This window comes from Salibacterium salarium (assembly GCF_030813635.1).
Classification (GTDB): domain Bacteria; phylum Bacillota; class Bacilli; order Bacillales; family Marinococcaceae; genus Salibacterium; species Salibacterium salarium.
In genome coordinates this window covers 1,069,763-1,088,386 of sequence record NZ_JAUSUM010000002.1, presented here as the reverse complement: position 1 = coordinate 1,088,386, position 18,624 = coordinate 1,069,763, and the positions used below count along the sequence as shown (strand labels likewise).

Below are 18,624 nucleotides of genomic sequence, written 5' to 3'. Positions count from 1 at the left end.
TACACTGTTTTCAAATTGAGATAATGTTCCGGAATATTAGGACAGAGGACAATGGGGACCGAATTAATGGGTTAAATTAACCTAAATTTACAACCCGCATCATGTCAAAAAGATGCGGGTTGATTTTTAATTGTGAGTTACAGTAAGAGGTGTAAAAAAAGATGCATTTACTTAAATTAGAACTAAAACGAGCTTTCTTTTCGGTGAAATTTATTTTGTTACTGATTGTAATAAGTTTACTTTTAATAATCCCTACTATAAACAGGTTAAACAAAGGGGATGTATATCCTGCTACGATGATTCTTGAGGCTGGTTATACCGGTATTATCATCATTATCATTCCCTTGCTGGCTGCGGTTCCCTTTGCTGGTACATATGCTGTGGAAAGAAGCAGCGGTTTGCTTCCTTTCATTTTATATCGAGTCAAAACAACCCATTATCTATGGGCAAAATTTACAGCTAACGTCTTGGCTTCTGCTGCCATTATTGTAATCCCTGTCGGAATCTTCTTTGCTATCCTACTGTTAAATTACGGTGAAGGGTACGGTATCGGAATGTCTAAGTATAATATTACCAGCGTATTTCAGGACATGAAAGTCAATAACTCGACTTTATATGGGTGGTTCTTGGTTTTTCAGTCTGGGTTATTTACGATGACGTACGCTACCGTTGGCATGGCAGCGTCAACGATTTTCCGAAAGCCGATTTTTGCTTATGCTGCACCGTTTGTTTTGTATGTGATTCTTACCTTTTTAACAACGATTCTTTCTAAATTGTGGTGGGCCCCGGGGGTAACCTGGGATCCTACGTCTAATAGTTACACCACGATCTTAAGTGTGTACCCGCAGCTTGCCGTGATTTTGGGGACAAGCGTCTTTATCATTTGGAAAAACTTTGGGAAGGGTGATCATATATGAGAAAGTGGATCAACCCTGCCCTTTTTCGACAGGAAATTACTCTTTTCTGGGGACATCCGGCCGCATGGATTTGGCTCGCCGTTTTAATTGGGTATTTTATTATTAGCGTTCAGTTTTACGCCGGATATGCTGCTGACTATGAGGTGAACGTTAGCGGTTGGGAACTTCTGGTCTTGACTATTGATCCGTATTTAACAACTTTTGGTTTCTCCACCGTATTTTTTGCTTTCGTTTTTATGGCAGAGCGTAAAGATACATTGCGTTCGCTGTATGTCTATCGGCTGCGTAATCGGACCCAGTGGATGACCACAAAAGCAGTATCTCTTTTTTTTAATGCTCTGTTCTTCACTATTTTTTGTTTCATCGTTCTTCTTGGATCGGCTTCCTTATTTAGGGGATTTCACATGGGATGGAGCGCCGATGTTGTGGAAGTTGTCCAGATTATGGATGGCGGCGGGCCGCCGACTCCACCAATTCATTATATCGCTACCAGTATGGACGCTCTCCAGCCCTACTCACCGGAACAGCTGGTGCCGATCGCATTTTTGTTTTGTATTCTTGGCATGATGATCGTTGGTTTATTGTTTCATACAATGCTTCTGATTGTTTCCAAACCCGTGTTTGCTTTGGCAGGTATGATCTTCTATACCACGGGCTCTTTATTAATTGCTTATGGTGTTGTTAATGGATGGTACACAGCACTGTTTCCGCAATTGCACATCATGCCCCAAGAAAAAATGGGAGACGATATGTCCAGTTTGACATCTACCTTTGTTTGTGTTGCCGTGATTGGTATGCTGTATCTGACAAGCTGGCAATTAGTTAAGAGAAGGAAGATAACGATATGATGTGGAGGCAGCTTATCAAGAAACGTTCGTATTGGATGATTCTTTTCGGCTGGAGTGCTGTGCAGCTTGTTGTTGCCTTGATGCTTATTCAGGACCAGAAGGTGGATGCCCTGGTGGTATTTGATCAGATCATTTTCAACCAGGCGCGTCTTTCCAAGCCGTTTTGGTACGGGGTTTTCTTTTTTCCTTTGCTGGTTCATGTGATGTATTTCAGTCCATCGCTTGGAACGATGTATACCGAAGTTCTTCGTTTTCGTTCCTTTCGCGCGTGGATCGTCAATCGATTGATATCTATAATCATCAGTTATTGTCTTTTTTATTTTATCGGCATTGGGACAATTCTCTTATTCTGGAGCGAGCACGCCTTTCTTGATGTCATGCTCGTTTTGATAGTCCCGTTAAGTGTAGGAATTGGTTTCACTTTTTTGTACAGCTGCCTCCTTTTTCATATGTCGATGACCGGCGCGTTTCTTCTGACGGCTGTACTCCCATTAGTTTTGGTATTTCTTGCGGGATCAGACAGGCCGTTGCCCTCCTATTTTCTTCTAGGAGCCTCCGAAGGTTTCGGTGTGAAAATGGGGGTTCTGTGGCTGGTTAATGCATGCCTGTTGTGGTATGCGGCGACTGGTTCTATCACAACGTATTTATTAAAAAGAGGTGATCAAGAATGAGCGAAGCAGTAAACGTACACGATGTAGACTTGATGTTGTCCGGGCAGAAGGTGCTGGAGGATATTCAGTTGACGGTAAATCACGGGGAGGTAATCGGCATTGTCGGCCGGAACGGATCAGGAAAGAGTGTGTTGTTTAAGGCGATTGCGGGATTTTATCAGCCTTCCCGGGGAACCATTGAAGTGAACGGCATCGATTTGTATCAAAAAAAGAACTTTCCTGAAAACTTCGGCTGCCTCATCGAAAACCCCGGATTTCTACCAAGAGATTCGGGCTACAAGAATCTGAAGTTGCTTGCGGATATCCAGAAGAAAATAGGGAAGAAGGAGATTATGCAGACACTCTCCCTTGTCGGTCTGGAAGGGGCGGAAAACAAACCGGTAAAACGTTATTCCTTAGGAATGAAACAACGGCTCGGGATTGCGCAGGCCATCATGGAAAACCCAAGTGTCATCGTTCTGGATGAGCCGACGAACGGCCTGGATAAACAGGGCGTGAAAGATGTACTGGAGATCATATTAAAACTCAAAGAAGAAGGAGCTGCCATCCTTATCTCCAGCCACATCCAGGAAGATATCGACGAAGTCAGCGACGACGTGTTTGAAATGGATGGAGGACATATCAGCCACGTGGAAGATAGGGTAGGTCATCCGAACACATAGAAAAAAAGTGACGGATACAGCAGAGTATCCATCACTTTTTTGCATTCAGAATTATAGCGTCAATTACTTACGGTTGTGAGGTTAGTGGAGGTATTCTCACATTTAGATTTACTATTGCATAATCCTGGTGTGAGCGATGCACTTTCACCGTTCAAGTTTATTTATTTTCACGGTACTCCTGTAGTGTGATTCTAAAGTAGTCCTTGAACTTTTTATATAAATAACTTAAAATATTGTGCTCGTATCAACTACGATATCATAAATAAGGGGTAAAGGTGTTAACCAACAAAAACGAGGCATGGGTTAATTTTTAAATCTGGATAATTTCTTTTAAAGATTTTCCTGTCCCATTCTTGAGTATTGTACCTTAATAATTATAATTGCATGCTTCCGCCGTATCTATGTTTACTACTAAACACTTTCCAGGGTGTAAATCGTTGCATCCTTTGGGAGAGTGGTATGGTCGGGATGACAGGATTTGAACCTGCGACTCCAGACACCCCATGCCTGTGCTCTTCCAAGCTGAGCTACATCCCGATTTATAGGTGCAAACGTTATTTTATTACATGCAACGATTTATTTCAATAACTTGAATCGTGGTGTTTTACTAAATGAGAAAACACCACGCCGATTTACTTCCAATATGTTTCGATAAAACCGTCACGCCCCGACTCTTCTCGATCTGCCTTGTAGGCTTTTTCATTTTTTTTGTAAAAGTCCTGGTGATAATCCTCTGCTGCAAAAAACGGAGAAGCAGGCAATATTTCTGTGACGATAGGATTTTTAAAGCGACCGCTATTTTCTATTTCCTTTTTAGTTGCTTTGGCAGCTCTTTGCTGATCGTTATTATGATAAAAAATAGCTGTTCTGTATTGAGGACCGCGATCATGAAATTGCCCTCCATCATCGGTAGGATCAATTTGCGGCCAATATAAAGAAAGTAGTTTTTCGTACGGAAAAATATCGGCATCAAATACAATTTGAACCGCTTCGAAATGACCAGTCTCTCCGGTTTTTACATCTTCATACGAAGGATTTTCTACATGACCACCTGTATATCCGGAAGTGACTTTAATGATGCCTTCCATTTCGTCAAATGGTTTGACCATACACCAAAAACATCCTCCGGCAAATGTTGCTGTTTGAATATTACTACCTTCACTCAACTGTTCATTCCCCCCTGCTACATCTATCATGCTTTAAAAATTATAGCAAAATTAACGTGAAACGACTAGAAATAAGCTTATTGCAAATAGGAAAGCGTAAACAGAATAAAAAAACATGGTAATATGGCTGTATTTTTTTTAAGATAAAGGAAGAAGATTTATAGCCGATGGAAAGGAAATGAGTATGTTTAATGATGAAACAATTATTCCAGCTGCCCGTACAGAAAAAGAATACGAAAAAATGCTTGATAACAACCATACGTACAATGTCTTATTAAATTCCCATTTAACTCAATTAAAAAGTATGAATCAGCTTGCAAAACAAAAAAATAAAAAACTAATTTTACATGCCGATTTAATTCAAGGATTGGGACATGACCAATCAGCAGCACAGTTTCTTTGTCAACAAATACGTCCGTATGGTTTGATTTCGACTAGAAAGCAAGTGTTGTTAACAGCAAAAAAACATGGTTTACTTGCTGTACAGCGTTTATTTTTGATTGATTCAAGCGCACTCGAGACAAGTTTTAAAATTATTGAAGAAGTAAAACCAGATCTCATTGAAGTCCTTCCCGGAAGAATGCCGGAAATTATCTCAGAAATATCAGAAAAAACAAATATTCCGTTAATAGCAGGAGGATTTATCCGTAATTTTCACGAAGCAGAAGAAGCGATGAACGCAGGAGCTGTTGCAATTACGACAACTCGACGAGAATTATGGTAACAGTATTAATGGTTATAGTAGTGGTTTAAATGACATGACTCATTTTCAGGAAAGGAAAGATGATGATGGAGTGGAGACATAACTGGAATCGGTGGAACGACGCGATTGGTTTAGATAAAGAATTGAAGGAACAGCTTAAAGAAATATCCGACAATGAAAAAGTTCTAGAAGACAGCTTTTATAAGTATTTAGAATTCGGAACAGGCGGAATGCGTGGTGAAACAGGACCGGGTACGAATCGAATGAATCGATTTACGATTCGAAGAGCTGCAGAAGGGCTTGCACGATATATAGATGAATGTGGAGAATCAGCTAAATCACAAGGTGTTGTGATTGCTTTTGATTCAAGACATTACTCTCATGAGTTTGCAATGGAAACCGCTTTAACTCTTGGTGCTCATGATATTCAGACATACATATTTCAGGAACTCCGGCCTACTCCGGAACTTTCCTATGCTGTTCGGACGTTAAAAGCGTTTGCCGGTGTTGTTATAACAGCTAGTCATAATCCACCAGAGTATAATGGTTTTAAAGTATATGGACAAGATGGCGGCCAGTTTCCGCCCGAACCAGCAGAAGCGCTGATCAATAAAGTAGAAGAAGTGGAAAATGAGCTTGCTATAGAAATAGCAGATGAAAATGAAGTGAAGGCTTCGCGACTGTTAAAAGTGATTGGAGAGGAAATAGATAAAGCCTACAACGATGAATTGCAGTCGATTATTTTAAATCCAGATCTTGTTCAAGAGAAAGGGAATGAGATTTCGATTATTTTCACCCCACTTCATGGCACGGCAAATATTCCAGTTACTCGTTTGCTTGAGACGAGCGGTTTTGAAAACATACATGTTGTGAAGGAACAAGCGCTGCCTGATCCAGAATTTTCAACGGTTAAGAGTCCGAATCCCGAAGATAAAGCAGCCTTTGATTTAGCGATTCAAGAGGGAGAAAGTCAACATGCTGATATATTAATAGCAACCGATCCAGACGGGGATAGAATCGGAATCGCATCCCGCAGTAAAGAGGGTACTTATGAACTTCTCACTGGGAATCAAACTGGCGCTCTCATGTTGGAATATCTTCTCTCACAACGTAAAAAACAAGGAGTGCTCCCGGAAAACGGGGTTGTTATGAAAACAATTGTAACCTCTGAATTAGGGAGAAAAATTGCCGAGAACTATGAGCTTGAAACGATTGATACACTGACAGGATTCAAATTCATTGGCGAAAAAATTAAACAATTTGAAGAGAATGGAAAGTTCCGTTTTCAATTTGGATATGAAGAATCTTATGGTTATTTAATAAGTGATGTCGTTCGTGATAAAGATGCAGTGCAAGCAGCACTGACAGCGTCAGAAATGGCACTTTGGTACAAGCAGCAAGGGAAGACTCTTTTAGATGGATTGCATGATTTATACGAAAAATACGGGTATTATATGGAAACATTAGAATCACTCACTTGGAAGGGATTAGAAGGCGTTAAAAAGATTGAAGCGTTATTGAAAGCATTTCGAAACCATCCTCCAAAAACGATAAGTGGAGAAAAGATTGCGGTGATAGAAGATTACCAAATGCAAGAACGTTTCTATGTCAAGGATGGTAGCAAAGAAACAATCGAATTGCCGGTTTCTAATGTTCTAAAATATATAACAGAAGACGGAGCATGGTTTTGTATACGTCCTTCCGGTACGGAACCTAAAATCAAGTTTTATTTCGGTGTACATGAATCAGAGAACGAAAAGGCAAAAGACAAATTATCGGAATTAAAAACGGCAGTGATGGAAGAAGTGCATAAGTTTTCATAAAGCAATATGCTTATCGAATTTCTAAAAAATACGAAACTCCGGAGATTACGTTTTCCGGAGTTCTTTTTGTAGATTTTTATTGTTAAAATAAGAACTGGAACAAGTCCCCAATGATTAAAGGAGTTTACCTATGACTGGCGACTGGAAAAAACAATACTTAAATACATTGAATCTGCAAGACGAAACTCCTTCTAGAAGATATTTAAAGAAAATAATACGAGCCCATGTCCGGACCTTTCCCTTTGAAAATGTAAGTAAATTGCTCATAGCTGAAACATATGACGGGAGTGCTCCTATAACGAATGTTGAAAAATTTTTGGAAAGTCATTGGGAGTATCACACAGGTGGGACATGCTTTGCGTTAAACTCCTGTTTATACCAATTGTTATGTGCTCTTGGCTTTGAAGGATATTTAATCCGGCCGGGTGAAGAGCATATGGCCGTCATTATTAAAGATCCGGAGTCAGATGGAAATCTACTTTATGTCGATGCAGGTACAACTGCTCCATTATTTGACCCAATCCCTTTTTATGGACGGAGACATTCAATTCCACCATTTGCAGGCGAACGTTTATTATTTCTTCCTGAGAAAGAGAAGGGAGTTTATACATACATACGTATGAGAGGACAGCATATTATAGATAAAAAGTGGACGTTTTCTGTGCATGATGCTATGTCTATAGAGGATTTCAAGCCTTGGGTAACATCGACATTTCAAAGCAATGCTGTCTTTATGAACATGTTGCGTTGTCAAGTTTGGCAGCCAGAGAAAAGAAAGGGGTTGTCTCTCACTAATAAACGGTTTAGTGTTCGAAATGGAAATGGCGCTATTTTGACAAAACATCTTCCTGATAAAGACGCATTGCTTGAAGTGATACATGATGAGTTTCAGATGCCGTCATTGCCTGTAACGAAAGCTATACATATTCTAGAGCAAAAAGGGATAGATTTATTTGAAAAATAATTTTCATTACTTACATTAAAATGTGACAGAAAAAGAACCGTTATGCTCTACTGTGTCTGTATCTGAAATATCGACGTTTTCCACAGAAGAAAAACGATGACCTTGTCTCACGTTTTCGATAAATGTGTTCATCGTCTTTTCTTCTCCTTCTGCTTTTACTTCTACAGTACCATCTGACTTATTTTTCACCCAGCCTTTTATCCCCAGTTTTTCTGCTTCCGTTTGTGTGAATTGTCGAAAGCCGACACCTTGTACTTTTCCATGTAGAATCATATGTTTTTTTAGCATGAAACGTACCTCCCGATTTCATTATAGTTTATTGAAATAAACCCCAAACCAAGGGTCTGCTTCTAAGTCATCTGTCCCTTCAGAAATAATGTGAGCTTCTCCTTCTTCATCGGTTGATAGCCAAGTTCCGTATTCATCTTGAAAAACAGGATAAAAATTGTTTTGTTTAAACAAGACACTGGGCGGGTTTTCTTCTACGAAATCATGGCCTAGTGACTTAATCACATCTTTTTTACATTGCACGAGTTCCATTTTATCACCTAATTATTGATTTCTTAAAAGATAGTTTTATTTTACCTGTTTGTTCCTCCTTCTATCAATAAAGACGCACAAATCTTGCTTCACGGATTCATTGTTGTCATTTCGTTTCATATAGTAGGGATAACAAGAGTGAAAAGGAGGGGGATTTTTGAACAATCAAGAAGAAAAAGAATTACATTACTCTATCGAACAAATCACTGAAGTCGCAGAAAGCTTTGGATTAGATTTCTACCCGATGCGATATGAAGTTTGTCCACCTGATATTATATACACATTTGGCGCATATGGAATGCCGACACGTTACTCACATTGGAGTTTTGGGAAAAACTTCCATAAAATGAAAGTACATTATGATTTAGGTCTAAGTAAAATATATGAACTTGTTATCAATTCCAACCCTTGTTACGCCTTTTTATTAAATAGTAATTCGCTTGTGCAAAATAAATTAATCGTCGCACACGTGCTGGCACATTGTGATTTTTTCAAAAATAATATCCGTTTTTCCAACACGCGCAACGATATGGTAGAAAGTATGGCTGCGGCAGCAGAACGTATTTCTTATTACGAAACGGTATATGGAAAAAAGGAAGTGGAAGTGTTTTTGGATGCTGTTCTTGCTATACAAGAGCATATTGATCCGAGTCTAGTGCGTCCCAATCTTGGCTCAAAGGAGTTTGATAACAACGACACCCCAGATAACAAAGCAAAGGGACCTTATGAAGATTTATGGGAGTTAGATGAAGATAAGAAGGATACAGAACCGAAAAAGAAGAGGGCGTTTCCAGACGGTCCGGAGAAAGATTTGCTTTTGTTTATAGAAGAGCACAGTAAAGAATTAGATCATTGGCAGCGGGATATATTAACGATGATGAGAGAAGAAATGCTGTACTTCTGGCCGCAATTGGAGACAAAAATTATGAATGAAGGTTGGGCATCTTATTGGCATTCCCGGATTCTAAGGGAATTAGAATTGGACGCCGATGAGAGTATTGAATTTGCTAAGTTAAATGCCAGCGTCATCCAACCATCAAAAACAACTGTAAATCCTTATCATTTAGGTCTTAAAATATTTGAGGATATAGAAGAACGATACAACCATCCTGATGAAAAACTTCAGTTATCAGGTGTAGCCCCGGGAAGTGGTCGAGAAAAAATATTTGAAGTGAGAGAGCTCGAATCGGATACTTCCTTTATTAGGAATCACATTACAAAAGAGCTAGTGCAACGAGAAGATATGTACTTGTTTCAAAAGCAAGGCAAAGATTACACCATCATCGATAAAGAATGGCAGAATGTACGTGATCAGCTTATTCGTTCAAGAGTGAATGGAGGATTTCCTTATTTGACAGTAACGGACGGGGATTATGAAAAAAATGGTGAACTTTATATTACCCATCGTTATGAAGAGGAAGAGCTAGATGTTACCTATTTGGAAAAAACGCTTCCGTATTTGTATCAGCTTTGGGGAAGAACGGTGTACATCGAAACAGTGTTAGAAAATAAACCTGTGTTGTTTCAGTATAATGGCGAAAAAGTGCATCGCAAAACACTATAAATGTTATGCAAATGGAATGGAAATGAAAAATCCTGATGGAAATGCCACCAGGATTTTTCATTATACCTGTCATGTTAAATTACCCATTCGCCATTTCTCATAATAGGCTCGGTTGTCCCATTTTGTAAAACACCGTCAATGTCCATTTTACTGCTCCCCACCATGAAATCGACATGGGTGATACTACTATTAAGACCGTTGCTTTCTTGTTCTTCTTTTGACATTTCCGATCCATTCTCTAAACAAAAGGCGTAGGCACTTCCAATCGCAAGATGATTGGATGCATTTTCATCAAAAAGTGTGTTGTAAAATAAATCGCCGGATTGAGATATAGGAGAACTATGAGGAACGAGAGCAACTTCTCCTAAGTAATGCGAACCTTCATCCGTTTCAATCAGATTCCTTAACGTTTCTTCTCCTTCACCTGCTTGATAATCTGTTATCCTTCCATCTTTAAAGTGAATGGTAAAATCATCAATTACAGTACCACTGTAGTTAAGCGGTTTGGTGTTTTTTACATAACCGTTCACACCGGTTTTGTGAGGAACCGTAAACACCTCTTCTGTCGGCATATTTGCAATAAAATGAACACCGTCTTTGTTGGCACTTCCGCCTCCAACCCACATATGTTTTTCAGGAAGTTCAATCGTTAGATCAGTACCTTGGGCCGTATAATGTAATTGTTTGAATTGTTTACTATTGAGGAAGGATGCTTTTTCTTGTAATCTTTTGTCATGCTCTTCCCATTCTGCGACAGGACTCTCTACATCAGCTCGCACGGCTTTAAAGATAGCATCCCATAATTTCGTTTCAGCTTCTTCAGGACTCTCTTCCGGAAAAACTTTTTTGGCCCATCCTGGTGATGGAGTTGCGATAACAAGCCAACTTACCATGTCGGATTGTATATAAGAACGGAACGTATCCATTGCATTTCCGGCTGCTTTGTTGGCGTCTGCCACTTTATTAGGATCGACCCCTTTTAGAAGGTCGGGATCAGTGGATTTCACTGTTATAAAGGCTGCCCCATTCTCAGCCAGTTCTTCACGACCTTTAGCAACCCAACTGGGAAATTCTTTGAACGCCTCGGCTGGAGCCTTGTCATATTTTAATCTTGTTAATTGTTCGTCAACCCAATCGACATGAACATTTTTAGCCCCTGCATCATATGCTTTTTCAGCTAAAGTTCGTACAAATTCTGAAGAAGTAATAGGAGCTGATATAAACAACGTCTGACCGTGTTGGATATTCACTCCCTTTTTTATGGCTAAATCCGCATAGTTGTTAAATTTTTCATGAAAGGTAGTCATTTCTTATTCTCCTTTTTATGCATAATTAGAAATCAATTACATATATCTGAAAATTATTGTAACATATTGAAAAGGGATGAGTGGTATGTAAGACACGAGCTAGTTTAACTAAAACAGAAATCATTATGCACGTAGTTAGTAGCTGAATGAAAAAATCACCGTTCTCAAAGGTAGAGAAGGTGATTTTAATTTATGAAGAAAGCTTTACGTCATTTTTTTCATTTTGAGGAATATCTACGGTGTCTCTTACTTTAAAGCTGTGGATATTAGCAACGAAATTTGCTGGTATGGACTGGATTTTATTATTATACTTTTGTACCGTATTGTTGTAAACTTTAATCGCTTTTTTTAATTTAATATCCGAATCTTTAAGACTTTTTTCCAAAGAAAGAAAATCTTTATCTTGTTCTAACTCATTGTTTTCTTCTTTTAATGCAAAGAGAGAATGTAACGTTTGTGTAAGTTGTTCATTAGTTTCGATTTGTTCGAATTTACTTGTTTGAGGAGAGGTTAATTCACTTCTCAATTCTACAATTCTTTCTAAAGTATGTTGTTCATGTTTTACTCGTTGTTGAGCGATGTCAATTAAATCAGGAATGATATCGATGCGGCGTTTTAGCTGCACTTCTATTTGCGCCCATGCTTCCTCGACCCAACTTAAATATTTGATTAATGCGTTATACCCAATAATCCAACTAACTAAAGCAATAATAATTAATATGCCGAGTATAGCTCCAAAAACGGTCAAGTGATGAATCCTCCTTTACGGTTGATTTCCTTATATCAGTAAATATGTAACAATTTCTTCTTCTAACATATTCTACGTAATATTATACCATGCTTGAAAAGGGAACATCAGTAGGCGAGACCGACTCGTGTTTTTGTGTACTCATCAGTGGATAGAAGCTGTAATAAAAATAAAGCTGTATCCCCCGTTGTAATCTTTTTACCGTCGACAGGAAGCATATTTTTTTCCGTTCGAAAGAACTTTTCAGATATACCATCAGGAAGGTAGGTGGGACAAGCGATGGTCCAGTCAAGGTCTGATTGTTGTAAAAGTAAATATGCTTTGGCATGGTCTTGCGCTGCGGTTGTATGTTTTCTTTTGGATTCATTTGTCTCAAAACGGAAATAATTTGGTTCATAACGCGCATTTAAAATACCAGCTGTTCCTGTAGTAATAAGACGTGTAATATCTTCTTTTTTCATAGCAGAGATAATGTTGGGGATAGCTCTGGACAATACATTGTTTTTATCTGTACCTAGCGTACTTATGACAGTCTGTACTCCTCGTATTGTCTCGAAAACGTTTTTTTCATCTAAAACGTCTCCAACAAGAATCTCTAATCCTTCTTGTTGTTTTACTTTATCAGGATTCCTAACGAGTGCTTTTACTTCATAGCCGTGAGTGAGCAACAAATTTAATAATTGTTGTCCGACGCGTCCCGTTGCTCCAAACAATGCAATTTTCATGTGGATCATCTCTTCTTTCAATATTTCGGATTAGATAAAAGCCTATACATATAAAAACATAAAAATTGCAGCGATACAAACGAAAAATGCCGGCATTATTGCTTGTTAACAGATAAGTTGTACGGCGTTAGTGGATTACCTTAATTTACTATAGTTTTTATAGCATAGTGTTAGAAATTCGATACAAACTATAGATACGAAGAGGAGGTGAGACACAATGGCAAACAACAATAGTTCTAATCAATTGGTAGTACCTGGTGTACAACAAGCACTTGATCAAATGAAATTTGAAATTGCTCAAGAATTTGGAGTTCAGCTTAATGCAGACGCTACTTCCCGTTCTAACGGTTCTGTTGGAGGGGAAATCACAAAACGTCTTGTTCAAATGGCCGAGCAACAAATGGGCGGTCAACAACAATAATTAAATATTATGACTAGAGAGGTTGTCTAAAGGGTGGCGCATCGCGTCATCCGGGCAACCTCCTTATTATGCAACGCAAAAAAACCTGGCTAAAAAACCAGGCTTAAAATATTAGTGGTGTTGCGGAGGTTCTTCTTTTTTTAATTCCCTTGCCTCTTCTATCTGGTTTTTTTTCTCTATAGAATGTGTGTTGCCGCCTGCCATACCTTCATTTATCATTCGATCTACATCCCATTCGTAGTTCATTCGATCCTTTTCTGAGTGTTCCCTCATGGCTAAATCCCCCTCCCATATTTGTATTTTATCCTCATAACGCTAAGCAATAACATGCAAATGTTGGGACGACAATGACTTACATAGGGGGAGTATGATCTTCAAAAACGTGAAAGAGGATAAGGTCATGCACTTGCGTTTCTATGCTGCTAAGATGTTCTTCAGGTGGTTGTTTACCTGACCAAATAATTGTTCCGTCTTTATAATATATGCCTTGGTAATATGCTCCTTGTAATAGGAAAGAAAACGACCATTCTTTATTTATTAAGTTGTTTTTCCTTTCTTGCCATTGGAAATGTGTAAACAATAACGATTCTCCCTTCTTGTTATCGTTTACATTAATTTTAACATAACACAACAGAAAAACGCTGGACTTGCTCTCTGTGATACAACTTGATAAAGTGAAAATGATTGCATAAAGGTCGTAAGTGTCGAGAGGAAAAAAGGAGTTTGAATAATGGACGGACTGTTATTACTTTTACTAATGATTATTATTGGAGCAGTAATTGGTGGAGTGACGAATTCTCTTGCTATAAAAATGCTTTTTAGACCATATCGTCCTGTTTACTTGGGTAAATGGAGGTTGCCTTTCACTCCGGGATTAATTCCGAAACGAAGAGATGAAATGGCTGAGCAGATGGGAAAAATGGTTGTTAACCACTTGTTAACTCCGGAACGAATTCGTGAAAAAATTGGGCAATCCTTATTCCGTGAAAAAATGATTGAATGGATGAGTCACGAAACGGAAAAAATGCTGCACAGCTCGTCAACTATTTCTGACTGGGCCCGTACCATTACAAAACAGGATACAAATATTGATTTATTTACAGAACAGTTTGTAGAACATAAATTAAATCAATTTTTAAAGGATAATTCTAATAAACCTATTAACGCAGTGCTACCTGAAAACCTAATTAAAAAAGGAGATGATCTTGTACCAGTTCTTGCCCATAAAGTAACAGAAAAAGGCGCAGACTATTTTCGTGGAGAAGAAGGACAACGCCAGCTTCACTTGTTGCTTGAAAAGTTTTTGCAAGGAAAAGGGTCTATGCTCAATTTCTTAGGGACGATGTTTGGTAGTGATAAAATTATTGAAAAGCTTCAGCCGGAAATCGTGCGTTTTTTTGAAGATCCATCGTCAGAAGCTTTTATTAAAGATGTTATCTATCAAGAATGGACGAACATTCAAACAAAACACTTAGCGTCATTCCATGCATTTATACAGACTGATAAGGCGGCATCAGAGATAGTAAAACTGCTAAAAAAAGAAATTCCGTTGTATCAAAATTTAGAAACGCCTTTAATAGAATGGGCTCCTCATTATAAAGAAGTGATTATAAATAAATGGATTCCGGGAATGATGGAAGTATTACAACAATTTTTAATCGATCGTCTGCCTACGTTATTTGACCAATTACAGTTAGATGAAATAGTACGTGAACAGGTGGATACCTTTTCGGTTGATCGATTAGAAGAGATGGTATTGTCTATATCACGCCGTGAATTTAAAATGATTACTTATCTGGGCGCTTTTCTTGGTGGAACCGTTGGGTTCATTCAAGGGATTATGGTTGTATTTTTTACGAGTTGAAGAATTTGTGCAATTAAGAATAATAGCGAATGGATGATTTACGGCAGGGATTCATGTTATGCTCGGTTAAGATTGTAAAAAGGAGGACTACCTAATGTCCAATGTATATGACAAAGCAAATGAACTATCCAGTGAATTGAGAGATAGTGATGAGTTTCAAAACCTAAAGAATCTCCACGAAGAAGTGGAAAATGATGAAGTAGCAAAAAGAATGCTTGATAATTTCCGTTCTTTGCAATTAGACCTTCAACAAAAGCAAATGCAAGGAGAACAACCTTCTGAAGAAGAAATTACACAAGCTCAACAACAATTTGAAATGGTGCAGCAGCACGAAGTTATTTCTAAATTGATGGAAGTAGAACAACAAATGAGTACTATCATCAGCGATTTGAATAAAATTATTACAGAGCCGCTTGAAGAGTTATACGGATCTCCTGAAGATCAAGAAGGCGGACAATAAAAATAGTCACCCGGCAGGTTTAAAATCTGCCGGGTTTTTAATGTATCCCTGCCGAAAGCATCCGCCTCTAGCACAGGTCATTCAGCACCATAAGATCATAAAGAGCGGAAATCGATCAACTTTTCCAAAAATCCGTGCTGTTTAATAGATTCCCTCTCGTTCTAAACATGGCTAGGACGACATAAGATAAAACTAGATATGGCCAGACGCCGAGGAGGGAAAAACAACATGAAATATCGATTGCTTGCAATGAGTATTGATGGAGTGCTTTTAAAAACAAATGATAGAATCAGCCGGGAAACAAAAGAAGCTATCGATTTTGTTCGGAACAAGGGGGTATATTCTGTCCTTGTGACGAACAGACATTTTTCGTCAGCAAAAAAAATAGCAAAGCATTTGAAAATGAATCATGAAATGATTTGTCATGGTGGCGGGTTAATGGCAGGTTTGTCAGGAGCCTCCATTTTAGAAACGAGAATGCCTGCAGAAATGGTTTATGATGCTGCAGACTGTATGGAAAGGTATCCTTGCCGTATTCAGTTGGAGAGCCAAGATTATGAATGGGAAAATAAACATCAGCAATCCAAAAATGTACTTGGAAAAATTCAATTCAGCTTAGGAGAAGGACTGCTTCAACCTAAAACATATACGGACCGTATCTCTTCTTCTGTTTATGAAAAGCAGCTGACAGCACTTCGTTTATTTGGAGAATTTGAAGAAGAAAACGATGCATCCAGGTGTCGAAAGGAATTACTAGAACAAATACCAGGAATCATTATTGAACAGAATAGTACACATCTTACCGTAAAAAAAGAAGAGGCTACAAAAGAATATGCGCTATCCTATCTCATGTCTGAACTTGGTATTCAAAGAGAAGAAACGATATATATAGGATCAGGTACCGCAGATGAACCATCTTTAGAAATGGCCGGGATAGGTGTAGCGATGGGGCAATCTCCTGAGAAAGTAAAACAAAAAGCTGATTGGATTACCCGGTCTAATGATCAAAACGGTGTATCTTATATGGTGAAAGAAGTATTTCGCAAACAAATGAAAGTTGAAGTATAATACTCAAAAAGCTGTTCTGTTTAACAGAACAGCTTTTTGTTTTAAAGACACTAGTGAAAAAAGTTATTATTAATAGGGGTTATTAACGATGGAAAAGGACAAGTTCACCATTTCTTGTCATTCTGTAGGTTTGCTTATCACATTGTTCTTTTTTCAGACGATTGATTCCATATTCTACTGCTTCTGCCTCGTTTTCAAATGAAAACACCTCATTAAGTAGTATCTTTCCGTCTTTTGCAAACGCCGTCAAAAAATACTGCACAAAACACTCCTCCTAACAAGCAAGAAAATGAATGATTATTCATTTTTATTTTACGATGAAACGAAACCGGAATCAAGTACGTAAAGAACTACAGTTCACGAAATAGTCGGTGGATTCATTTTCAAGTTTTGTTTATGATGGAGGAGTGGAGGTGGAGACATTGGCAAAAAAGAAAAAGAAAAAGCCGGTGTCAGCTGGAATTATCCTCTTTTTATTCTTGTTTATCAGTGGTGCTCTTTTGTATAAAGGGTTAACACCAGACACGAATCCTGAGCAAGAAGATACAACCCCTCAATACTCGAAGGATGAAATACCAGAACAGTATATTCCAATATATAAAGAGGCAGAAGCGGATTATGGTGTTTCATGGGAAGTTCTAGCAGCCGTACATCGCGTAGAGACGTTGTTTTCAACGATGGAAAGTTTAGAAAGTCCAGCTGGCGCTGTGGGGCATACACAGTTTATGCCGTGTACGTTTGTAGGTTGGAGTTATGAAGAATGTAATGGAAAAGGAAATATAGATATTGCAGATGAAGAATTAACAAGTTTAGATGTTATTGAGGAAAATGGAGGATATGGGGTAGATGGGAACGGTAATGGGAAAGCTGATCCTTATAATCTAAAGGATGCTATCTTTTCAACAGCCAATTACCTTAAAGCTAATGGTGCAGCCGATGGTGACCTAAATTCGGCATTATATCAATATAACCATGCAGATTGGTATGTGGATGAAGTGCTCGAGTTTGCTGAAAGATACGAAAAAAATTACGTTGCGGTAAAACAAGAAGAAAATAATAATTAAGTCTATGAAAGGGGGAGGAATCGATGATTGAAATTTTTATGGACGTTGGTATTTTAGAAATATTTCTCGTTTTATCACTTCTTTATATAACAACCTGGTCTGTCATAGGTTCCTCTGGCCCTAGTTGGACATGTCGTTATTTAATTAACCGTAACACTCATATTGATTTAAGATATAATACAAATCAAATCCCTGATCTTGATTGTTTAATATTTTCGATGAATCGAAGAAAAATACCGTCAGTAAAAGATCAACAGGACGATGACGACGCTTCACTTATTTCTCCCAATATCTAAAGAAAGTATTATTTTTTAGGAGGAACAAGTGTTGTCAATAAAAAAATATAAACAAATTTTTATATATTTAAGTATTTTGGTTGTTTTATCAGGGTGCGGGATGAACCAAGAGCCAATCACCTCGGAAACCGATGGTATTTGGAACCATTTCTTTGTTTATCCGTTATCGTGGTTAATAACTTCTATGGCAGATCTTTTTCAAGGAAGTTACGGCTTAGCGATTATTATGATGACAATAGTCATTCGTCTTATTCTTTTGCCGTTTTTTATTAAGCAGCAGCGTAGTACGTTTGCGATGAGAAAGCTTCAGCCCGAAATGAAAGAGTTACGAGAAAAATACGATACAAAAGATAGAGAACAAGCTCAAAAACTACAGCAGGAAATGATGCAGTTATATTCTAAACACGGAGTAAATCCTGTGGCCGGTTGCCTTCCTATTTTTATTCAAATGCCTATTTTAATGGCCTTTTATTTCGCAATCATGCGAACAGAGGAAATTGCGAATCACAATTTCTTATGGATGGATTTGGGACAAACAGATCCACTGCATATCATGCCTGTTGCAGCAGGTATATCAATGTTTATACAAACAAAAGTGACGATGAGTCAATCTCCTCAGCAAATGAAGGCACTTATGTATATTATGCCTGGTATGATGATTACTGCAGGATTTGCTTTACCATCCGCCCTATCGTTGTATTGGTTTGCCGGCGGGATATTTATGATATTTCAGTCGTTACTTTTTGCTCGTCAACGAAAAAGAATGGAAGAATCGACGGAACAGTAGTAGCTATTAGCTGCACATGCGCCCGC

The 18,624-nt window shown here is 38.3% G+C and carries 24 protein-coding genes and 1 tRNA gene; 15 read left to right on the top strand and 10 right to left on the bottom strand.

The annotated features are described in order from the left end of the window. Nucleotides 1–161 precede the first annotated feature (161 nt). Genes J2S78_RS11540 through J2S78_RS11525 form a run of 4 tightly spaced genes read left to right on the top strand, consistent with a single transcriptional unit; the run spans nucleotide 162 to nucleotide 3,098 of the window. Nucleotides 162–917, top strand: coding sequence for an ABC transporter permease (locus J2S78_RS11540; RefSeq protein ID WP_306898698.1), 756 nt, complete (start codon nucleotides 162–164; stop codon nucleotides 915–917). Continuing rightward, nucleotides 914–1,765: a hypothetical protein gene (locus tag J2S78_RS11535; protein ID WP_306898697.1), complete on the top strand. Its 852-nt coding sequence runs from the start codon at nucleotides 914–916 to the stop codon at nucleotides 1,763–1,765. Before J2S78_RS11540 ends, J2S78_RS11535 begins: the two co-directional genes overlap by 4 nt. After that, nucleotides 1,762–2,436, top strand: coding sequence for a hypothetical protein (locus tag J2S78_RS11530; protein ID WP_306898696.1), 675 nt, complete (start codon nucleotides 1,762–1,764; stop codon nucleotides 2,434–2,436). Before J2S78_RS11535 ends, J2S78_RS11530 begins: the two co-directional genes overlap by 4 nt. Further along, on the top strand, nucleotides 2,433–3,098 hold the full coding sequence (locus tag J2S78_RS11525; RefSeq protein WP_306898694.1) for an ATP-binding cassette domain-containing protein: 666 nt from the start codon (nucleotides 2,433–2,435) through the stop codon (nucleotides 3,096–3,098). The genes J2S78_RS11530 and J2S78_RS11525 overlap by 4 nt, the downstream gene beginning before the upstream one ends. Nucleotides 3,099–3,558: 460 nt before the next feature. Here the strand turns inward: J2S78_RS11525 and J2S78_RS11520 are convergent. Then, nucleotides 3,559–3,635, bottom strand: a tRNA-Pro gene (locus tag J2S78_RS11520). A gap of 95 nt (nucleotides 3,636–3,730) precedes the next feature. Further along, nucleotides 3,731–4,246, bottom strand: a complete 516-nt coding sequence (gene msrA / locus J2S78_RS11515) for a peptide-methionine (S)-S-oxide reductase MsrA (RefSeq protein ID WP_306898784.1) — start codon at nucleotides 4,244–4,246, stop codon at nucleotides 3,731–3,733. A gap of 196 nt (nucleotides 4,247–4,442) precedes the next feature. Here msrA and J2S78_RS11510 point away from each other — a divergent pair, with 196 nt between their 5' ends. From J2S78_RS11510 to J2S78_RS11500, 3 genes are all read left to right on the top strand, one after another. After that, nucleotides 4,443–4,988, top strand: a complete 546-nt coding sequence (locus J2S78_RS11510) for a glycerol-3-phosphate responsive antiterminator (RefSeq protein WP_125554580.1) — start codon at nucleotides 4,443–4,445, stop codon at nucleotides 4,986–4,988. A 65-nt stretch (nucleotides 4,989–5,053) separates the two neighbouring features. Further along, nucleotides 5,054–6,790, top strand: coding sequence for a phospho-sugar mutase (locus J2S78_RS11505; RefSeq protein WP_306898783.1), 1,737 nt, complete (start codon nucleotides 5,054–5,056; stop codon nucleotides 6,788–6,790). A gap of 130 nt (nucleotides 6,791–6,920) precedes the next feature. Beyond that, a complete protein-coding gene (locus J2S78_RS11500; protein WP_306898691.1) occupies nucleotides 6,921–7,754 on the top strand; it encodes an arylamine N-acetyltransferase in 834 nt (277 codons plus the stop codon). 15 nt (nucleotides 7,755–7,769) lie between these two features. Here J2S78_RS11500 and J2S78_RS11495 read toward each other — a convergent pair whose 3' ends face one another. Continuing rightward, the gene (locus J2S78_RS11495) at nucleotides 7,770–8,042 is read right to left on the bottom strand and encodes an acylphosphatase (RefSeq protein ID WP_306898689.1); all 273 of its coding nucleotides are present in this window, start codon (nucleotides 8,040–8,042) and stop codon (nucleotides 7,770–7,772) included. 21 nt (nucleotides 8,043–8,063) lie between these two features. Further along, complete coding sequence (locus J2S78_RS11490) at nucleotides 8,064–8,294, bottom strand: hypothetical protein (RefSeq protein ID WP_306898687.1); 231 nt, start codon at nucleotides 8,292–8,294, stop codon at nucleotides 8,064–8,066. Between the two features lie 157 nt (nucleotides 8,295–8,451). Here J2S78_RS11490 and J2S78_RS11485 point away from each other — a divergent pair, with 157 nt between their 5' ends. Beyond that, nucleotides 8,452–9,858 carry a SpoVR family protein gene (locus tag J2S78_RS11485; protein ID WP_306898686.1) on the top strand — a complete coding sequence of 469 codons (1,407 nt, stop codon included), beginning with the start codon at nucleotides 8,452–8,454 and terminating at the stop codon, nucleotides 9,856–9,858. A gap of 74 nt (nucleotides 9,859–9,932) precedes the next feature. Here the strand turns inward: J2S78_RS11485 and J2S78_RS11480 are convergent, their stop codons facing one another. The 3 genes from J2S78_RS11480 to J2S78_RS11470 all read right to left on the bottom strand — a co-directional run bounded on the left by J2S78_RS11480 (nucleotide 9,933) and on the right by J2S78_RS11470 (nucleotide 12,638). After that, nucleotides 9,933–11,165 (bottom strand): aminopeptidase, encoded by a 1,233-nt coding sequence (locus tag J2S78_RS11480; protein ID WP_306898685.1) that lies wholly within the window; start codon nucleotides 11,163–11,165, stop codon nucleotides 9,933–9,935. A gap of 190 nt (nucleotides 11,166–11,355) precedes the next feature. Then, nucleotides 11,356–11,913 carry a LemA family protein gene (locus J2S78_RS11475; protein WP_306898684.1) on the bottom strand — a complete coding sequence of 186 codons (558 nt, stop codon included), beginning with the start codon at nucleotides 11,911–11,913 and terminating at the stop codon, nucleotides 11,356–11,358. Between the two features lie 107 nt (nucleotides 11,914–12,020). Continuing rightward, nucleotides 12,021–12,638, bottom strand: coding sequence for an NAD(P)-dependent oxidoreductase (locus J2S78_RS11470; protein WP_306898682.1), 618 nt, complete (start codon nucleotides 12,636–12,638; stop codon nucleotides 12,021–12,023). Between the two features lie 217 nt (nucleotides 12,639–12,855). On the opposite strand from J2S78_RS11470, the gene J2S78_RS11465 reads away from it, so the two are divergent. Next, a complete protein-coding gene (locus tag J2S78_RS11465; RefSeq protein WP_125554588.1) occupies nucleotides 12,856–13,059 on the top strand; it encodes an alpha/beta-type small acid-soluble spore protein in 204 nt (67 codons plus the stop codon). Between the two features lie 111 nt (nucleotides 13,060–13,170). On the opposite strand, the gene J2S78_RS11460 is transcribed toward J2S78_RS11465, so the two are convergent. Together J2S78_RS11460 and J2S78_RS11455 are read right to left on the bottom strand one after the other, a co-directional pair. Beyond that, on the bottom strand, nucleotides 13,171–13,332 hold the full coding sequence (locus J2S78_RS11460; protein ID WP_306898679.1) for a hypothetical protein: 162 nt from the start codon (nucleotides 13,330–13,332) through the stop codon (nucleotides 13,171–13,173). Between the two features lie 79 nt (nucleotides 13,333–13,411). After that, nucleotides 13,412–13,639 (bottom strand): DUF5342 family protein, encoded by a 228-nt coding sequence (locus J2S78_RS11455; RefSeq protein WP_306898677.1) that lies wholly within the window; start codon nucleotides 13,637–13,639, stop codon nucleotides 13,412–13,414. Between the two features lie 150 nt (nucleotides 13,640–13,789). Between J2S78_RS11455 and J2S78_RS11450 the strand changes: the two genes are divergently transcribed. The 3 genes from J2S78_RS11450 to J2S78_RS11440 all read left to right on the top strand — a co-directional run bounded on the left by J2S78_RS11450 (nucleotide 13,790) and on the right by J2S78_RS11440 (nucleotide 16,451). Continuing rightward, on the top strand, nucleotides 13,790–14,923 hold the full coding sequence (locus J2S78_RS11450) for a DUF445 domain-containing protein (protein WP_306898675.1): 1,134 nt from the start codon (nucleotides 13,790–13,792) through the stop codon (nucleotides 14,921–14,923). Between the two features lie 94 nt (nucleotides 14,924–15,017). Next, complete coding sequence (locus J2S78_RS11445; protein ID WP_306898674.1) at nucleotides 15,018–15,383, top strand: YlbF/YmcA family competence regulator; 366 nt, start codon at nucleotides 15,018–15,020, stop codon at nucleotides 15,381–15,383. Nucleotides 15,384–15,611: 228 nt separating this feature from the next. Next, nucleotides 15,612–16,451, top strand: coding sequence for an HAD-IIB family hydrolase (locus J2S78_RS11440; RefSeq protein ID WP_306898672.1), 840 nt, complete (start codon nucleotides 15,612–15,614; stop codon nucleotides 16,449–16,451). Nucleotides 16,452–16,533: 82 nt separating this feature from the next. Here the strand turns inward: J2S78_RS11440 and J2S78_RS11435 are convergent, their stop codons facing one another. Further along, nucleotides 16,534–16,713, bottom strand: coding sequence for a YhzD family protein (locus J2S78_RS11435; RefSeq protein WP_306898670.1), 180 nt, complete (start codon nucleotides 16,711–16,713; stop codon nucleotides 16,534–16,536). Between the two features lie 151 nt (nucleotides 16,714–16,864). Between J2S78_RS11435 and J2S78_RS11430 the strand changes: the two genes are divergently transcribed. The 3 genes from J2S78_RS11430 to yidC are packed head-to-tail and all read left to right on the top strand — an operon-like array spanning nucleotide 16,865 to nucleotide 18,598. Next, complete coding sequence (locus tag J2S78_RS11430; RefSeq protein ID WP_306898668.1) at nucleotides 16,865–17,515, top strand: lytic transglycosylase domain-containing protein; 651 nt, start codon at nucleotides 16,865–16,867, stop codon at nucleotides 17,513–17,515. A gap of 23 nt (nucleotides 17,516–17,538) precedes the next feature. Beyond that, nucleotides 17,539–17,811 carry a hypothetical protein gene (locus tag J2S78_RS11425; RefSeq protein WP_306898666.1) on the top strand — a complete coding sequence of 91 codons (273 nt, stop codon included), beginning with the start codon at nucleotides 17,539–17,541 and terminating at the stop codon, nucleotides 17,809–17,811. Nucleotides 17,812–17,848: 37 nt separating this feature from the next. Next, the gene (gene yidC / locus J2S78_RS11420; protein WP_306898782.1) at nucleotides 17,849–18,598 is read left to right on the top strand and encodes a membrane protein insertase YidC; all 750 of its coding nucleotides are present in this window, start codon (nucleotides 17,849–17,851) and stop codon (nucleotides 18,596–18,598) included. Nucleotides 18,599–18,624 lie beyond the last annotated feature (26 nt).

Bases quoted from the DNA above. Each gene is read 5' to 3' on its own strand.
- J2S78_RS11510 (WP_125554580.1), top strand. From the start codon at position 4,443: ATGAGTATGTTTAATGATGAAACAATTATTCCAGCTGCCCGTACAGAA.
- J2S78_RS11460 (WP_306898679.1), bottom strand. From the start codon at position 13,332: ATGAGGGAACACTCAGAAAAGGATCGAATGAACTACGAATGGGATGTA.
- J2S78_RS11450 (WP_306898675.1), top strand. From the start codon at position 13,790: ATGGACGGACTGTTATTACTTTTACTAATGATTATTATTGGAGCAGTA.
- J2S78_RS11500 (WP_306898691.1), top strand. From the start codon at position 6,921: ATGACTGGCGACTGGAAAAAACAATACTTAAATACATTGAATCTGCAA.
- J2S78_RS11490 (WP_306898687.1), bottom strand. From the start codon at position 8,294: ATGGAACTCGTGCAATGTAAAAAAGATGTGATTAAGTCACTAGGCCAT.
- J2S78_RS11425 (WP_306898666.1), top strand. From the start codon at position 17,539: ATGATTGAAATTTTTATGGACGTTGGTATTTTAGAAATATTTCTCGTT.
- J2S78_RS11440 (WP_306898672.1), top strand. From the start codon at position 15,612: ATGAAATATCGATTGCTTGCAATGAGTATTGATGGAGTGCTTTTAAAA.
- J2S78_RS11480 (WP_306898685.1), bottom strand. From the start codon at position 11,165: ATGACTACCTTTCATGAAAAATTTAACAACTATGCGGATTTAGCCATA.
- J2S78_RS11470 (WP_306898682.1), bottom strand. From the start codon at position 12,638: ATGAAAATTGCATTGTTTGGAGCAACGGGACGCGTCGGACAACAATTA.
- J2S78_RS11530 (WP_306898696.1), top strand. From the start codon at position 1,762: ATGATGTGGAGGCAGCTTATCAAGAAACGTTCGTATTGGATGATTCTT.
- J2S78_RS11540 (WP_306898698.1), top strand. From the start codon at position 162: ATGCATTTACTTAAATTAGAACTAAAACGAGCTTTCTTTTCGGTGAAA.
- J2S78_RS11495 (WP_306898689.1), bottom strand. From the start codon at position 8,042: ATGCTAAAAAAACATATGATTCTACATGGAAAAGTACAAGGTGTCGGC.
- J2S78_RS11465 (WP_125554588.1), top strand. From the start codon at position 12,856: ATGGCAAACAACAATAGTTCTAATCAATTGGTAGTACCTGGTGTACAA.
- J2S78_RS11525 (WP_306898694.1), top strand. From the start codon at position 2,433: ATGAGCGAAGCAGTAAACGTACACGATGTAGACTTGATGTTGTCCGGG.
- J2S78_RS11505 (WP_306898783.1), top strand. From the start codon at position 5,054: ATGGAGTGGAGACATAACTGGAATCGGTGGAACGACGCGATTGGTTTA.
- J2S78_RS11535 (WP_306898697.1), top strand. From the start codon at position 914: ATGAGAAAGTGGATCAACCCTGCCCTTTTTCGACAGGAAATTACTCTT.
- J2S78_RS11445 (WP_306898674.1), top strand. From the start codon at position 15,018: ATGTCCAATGTATATGACAAAGCAAATGAACTATCCAGTGAATTGAGA.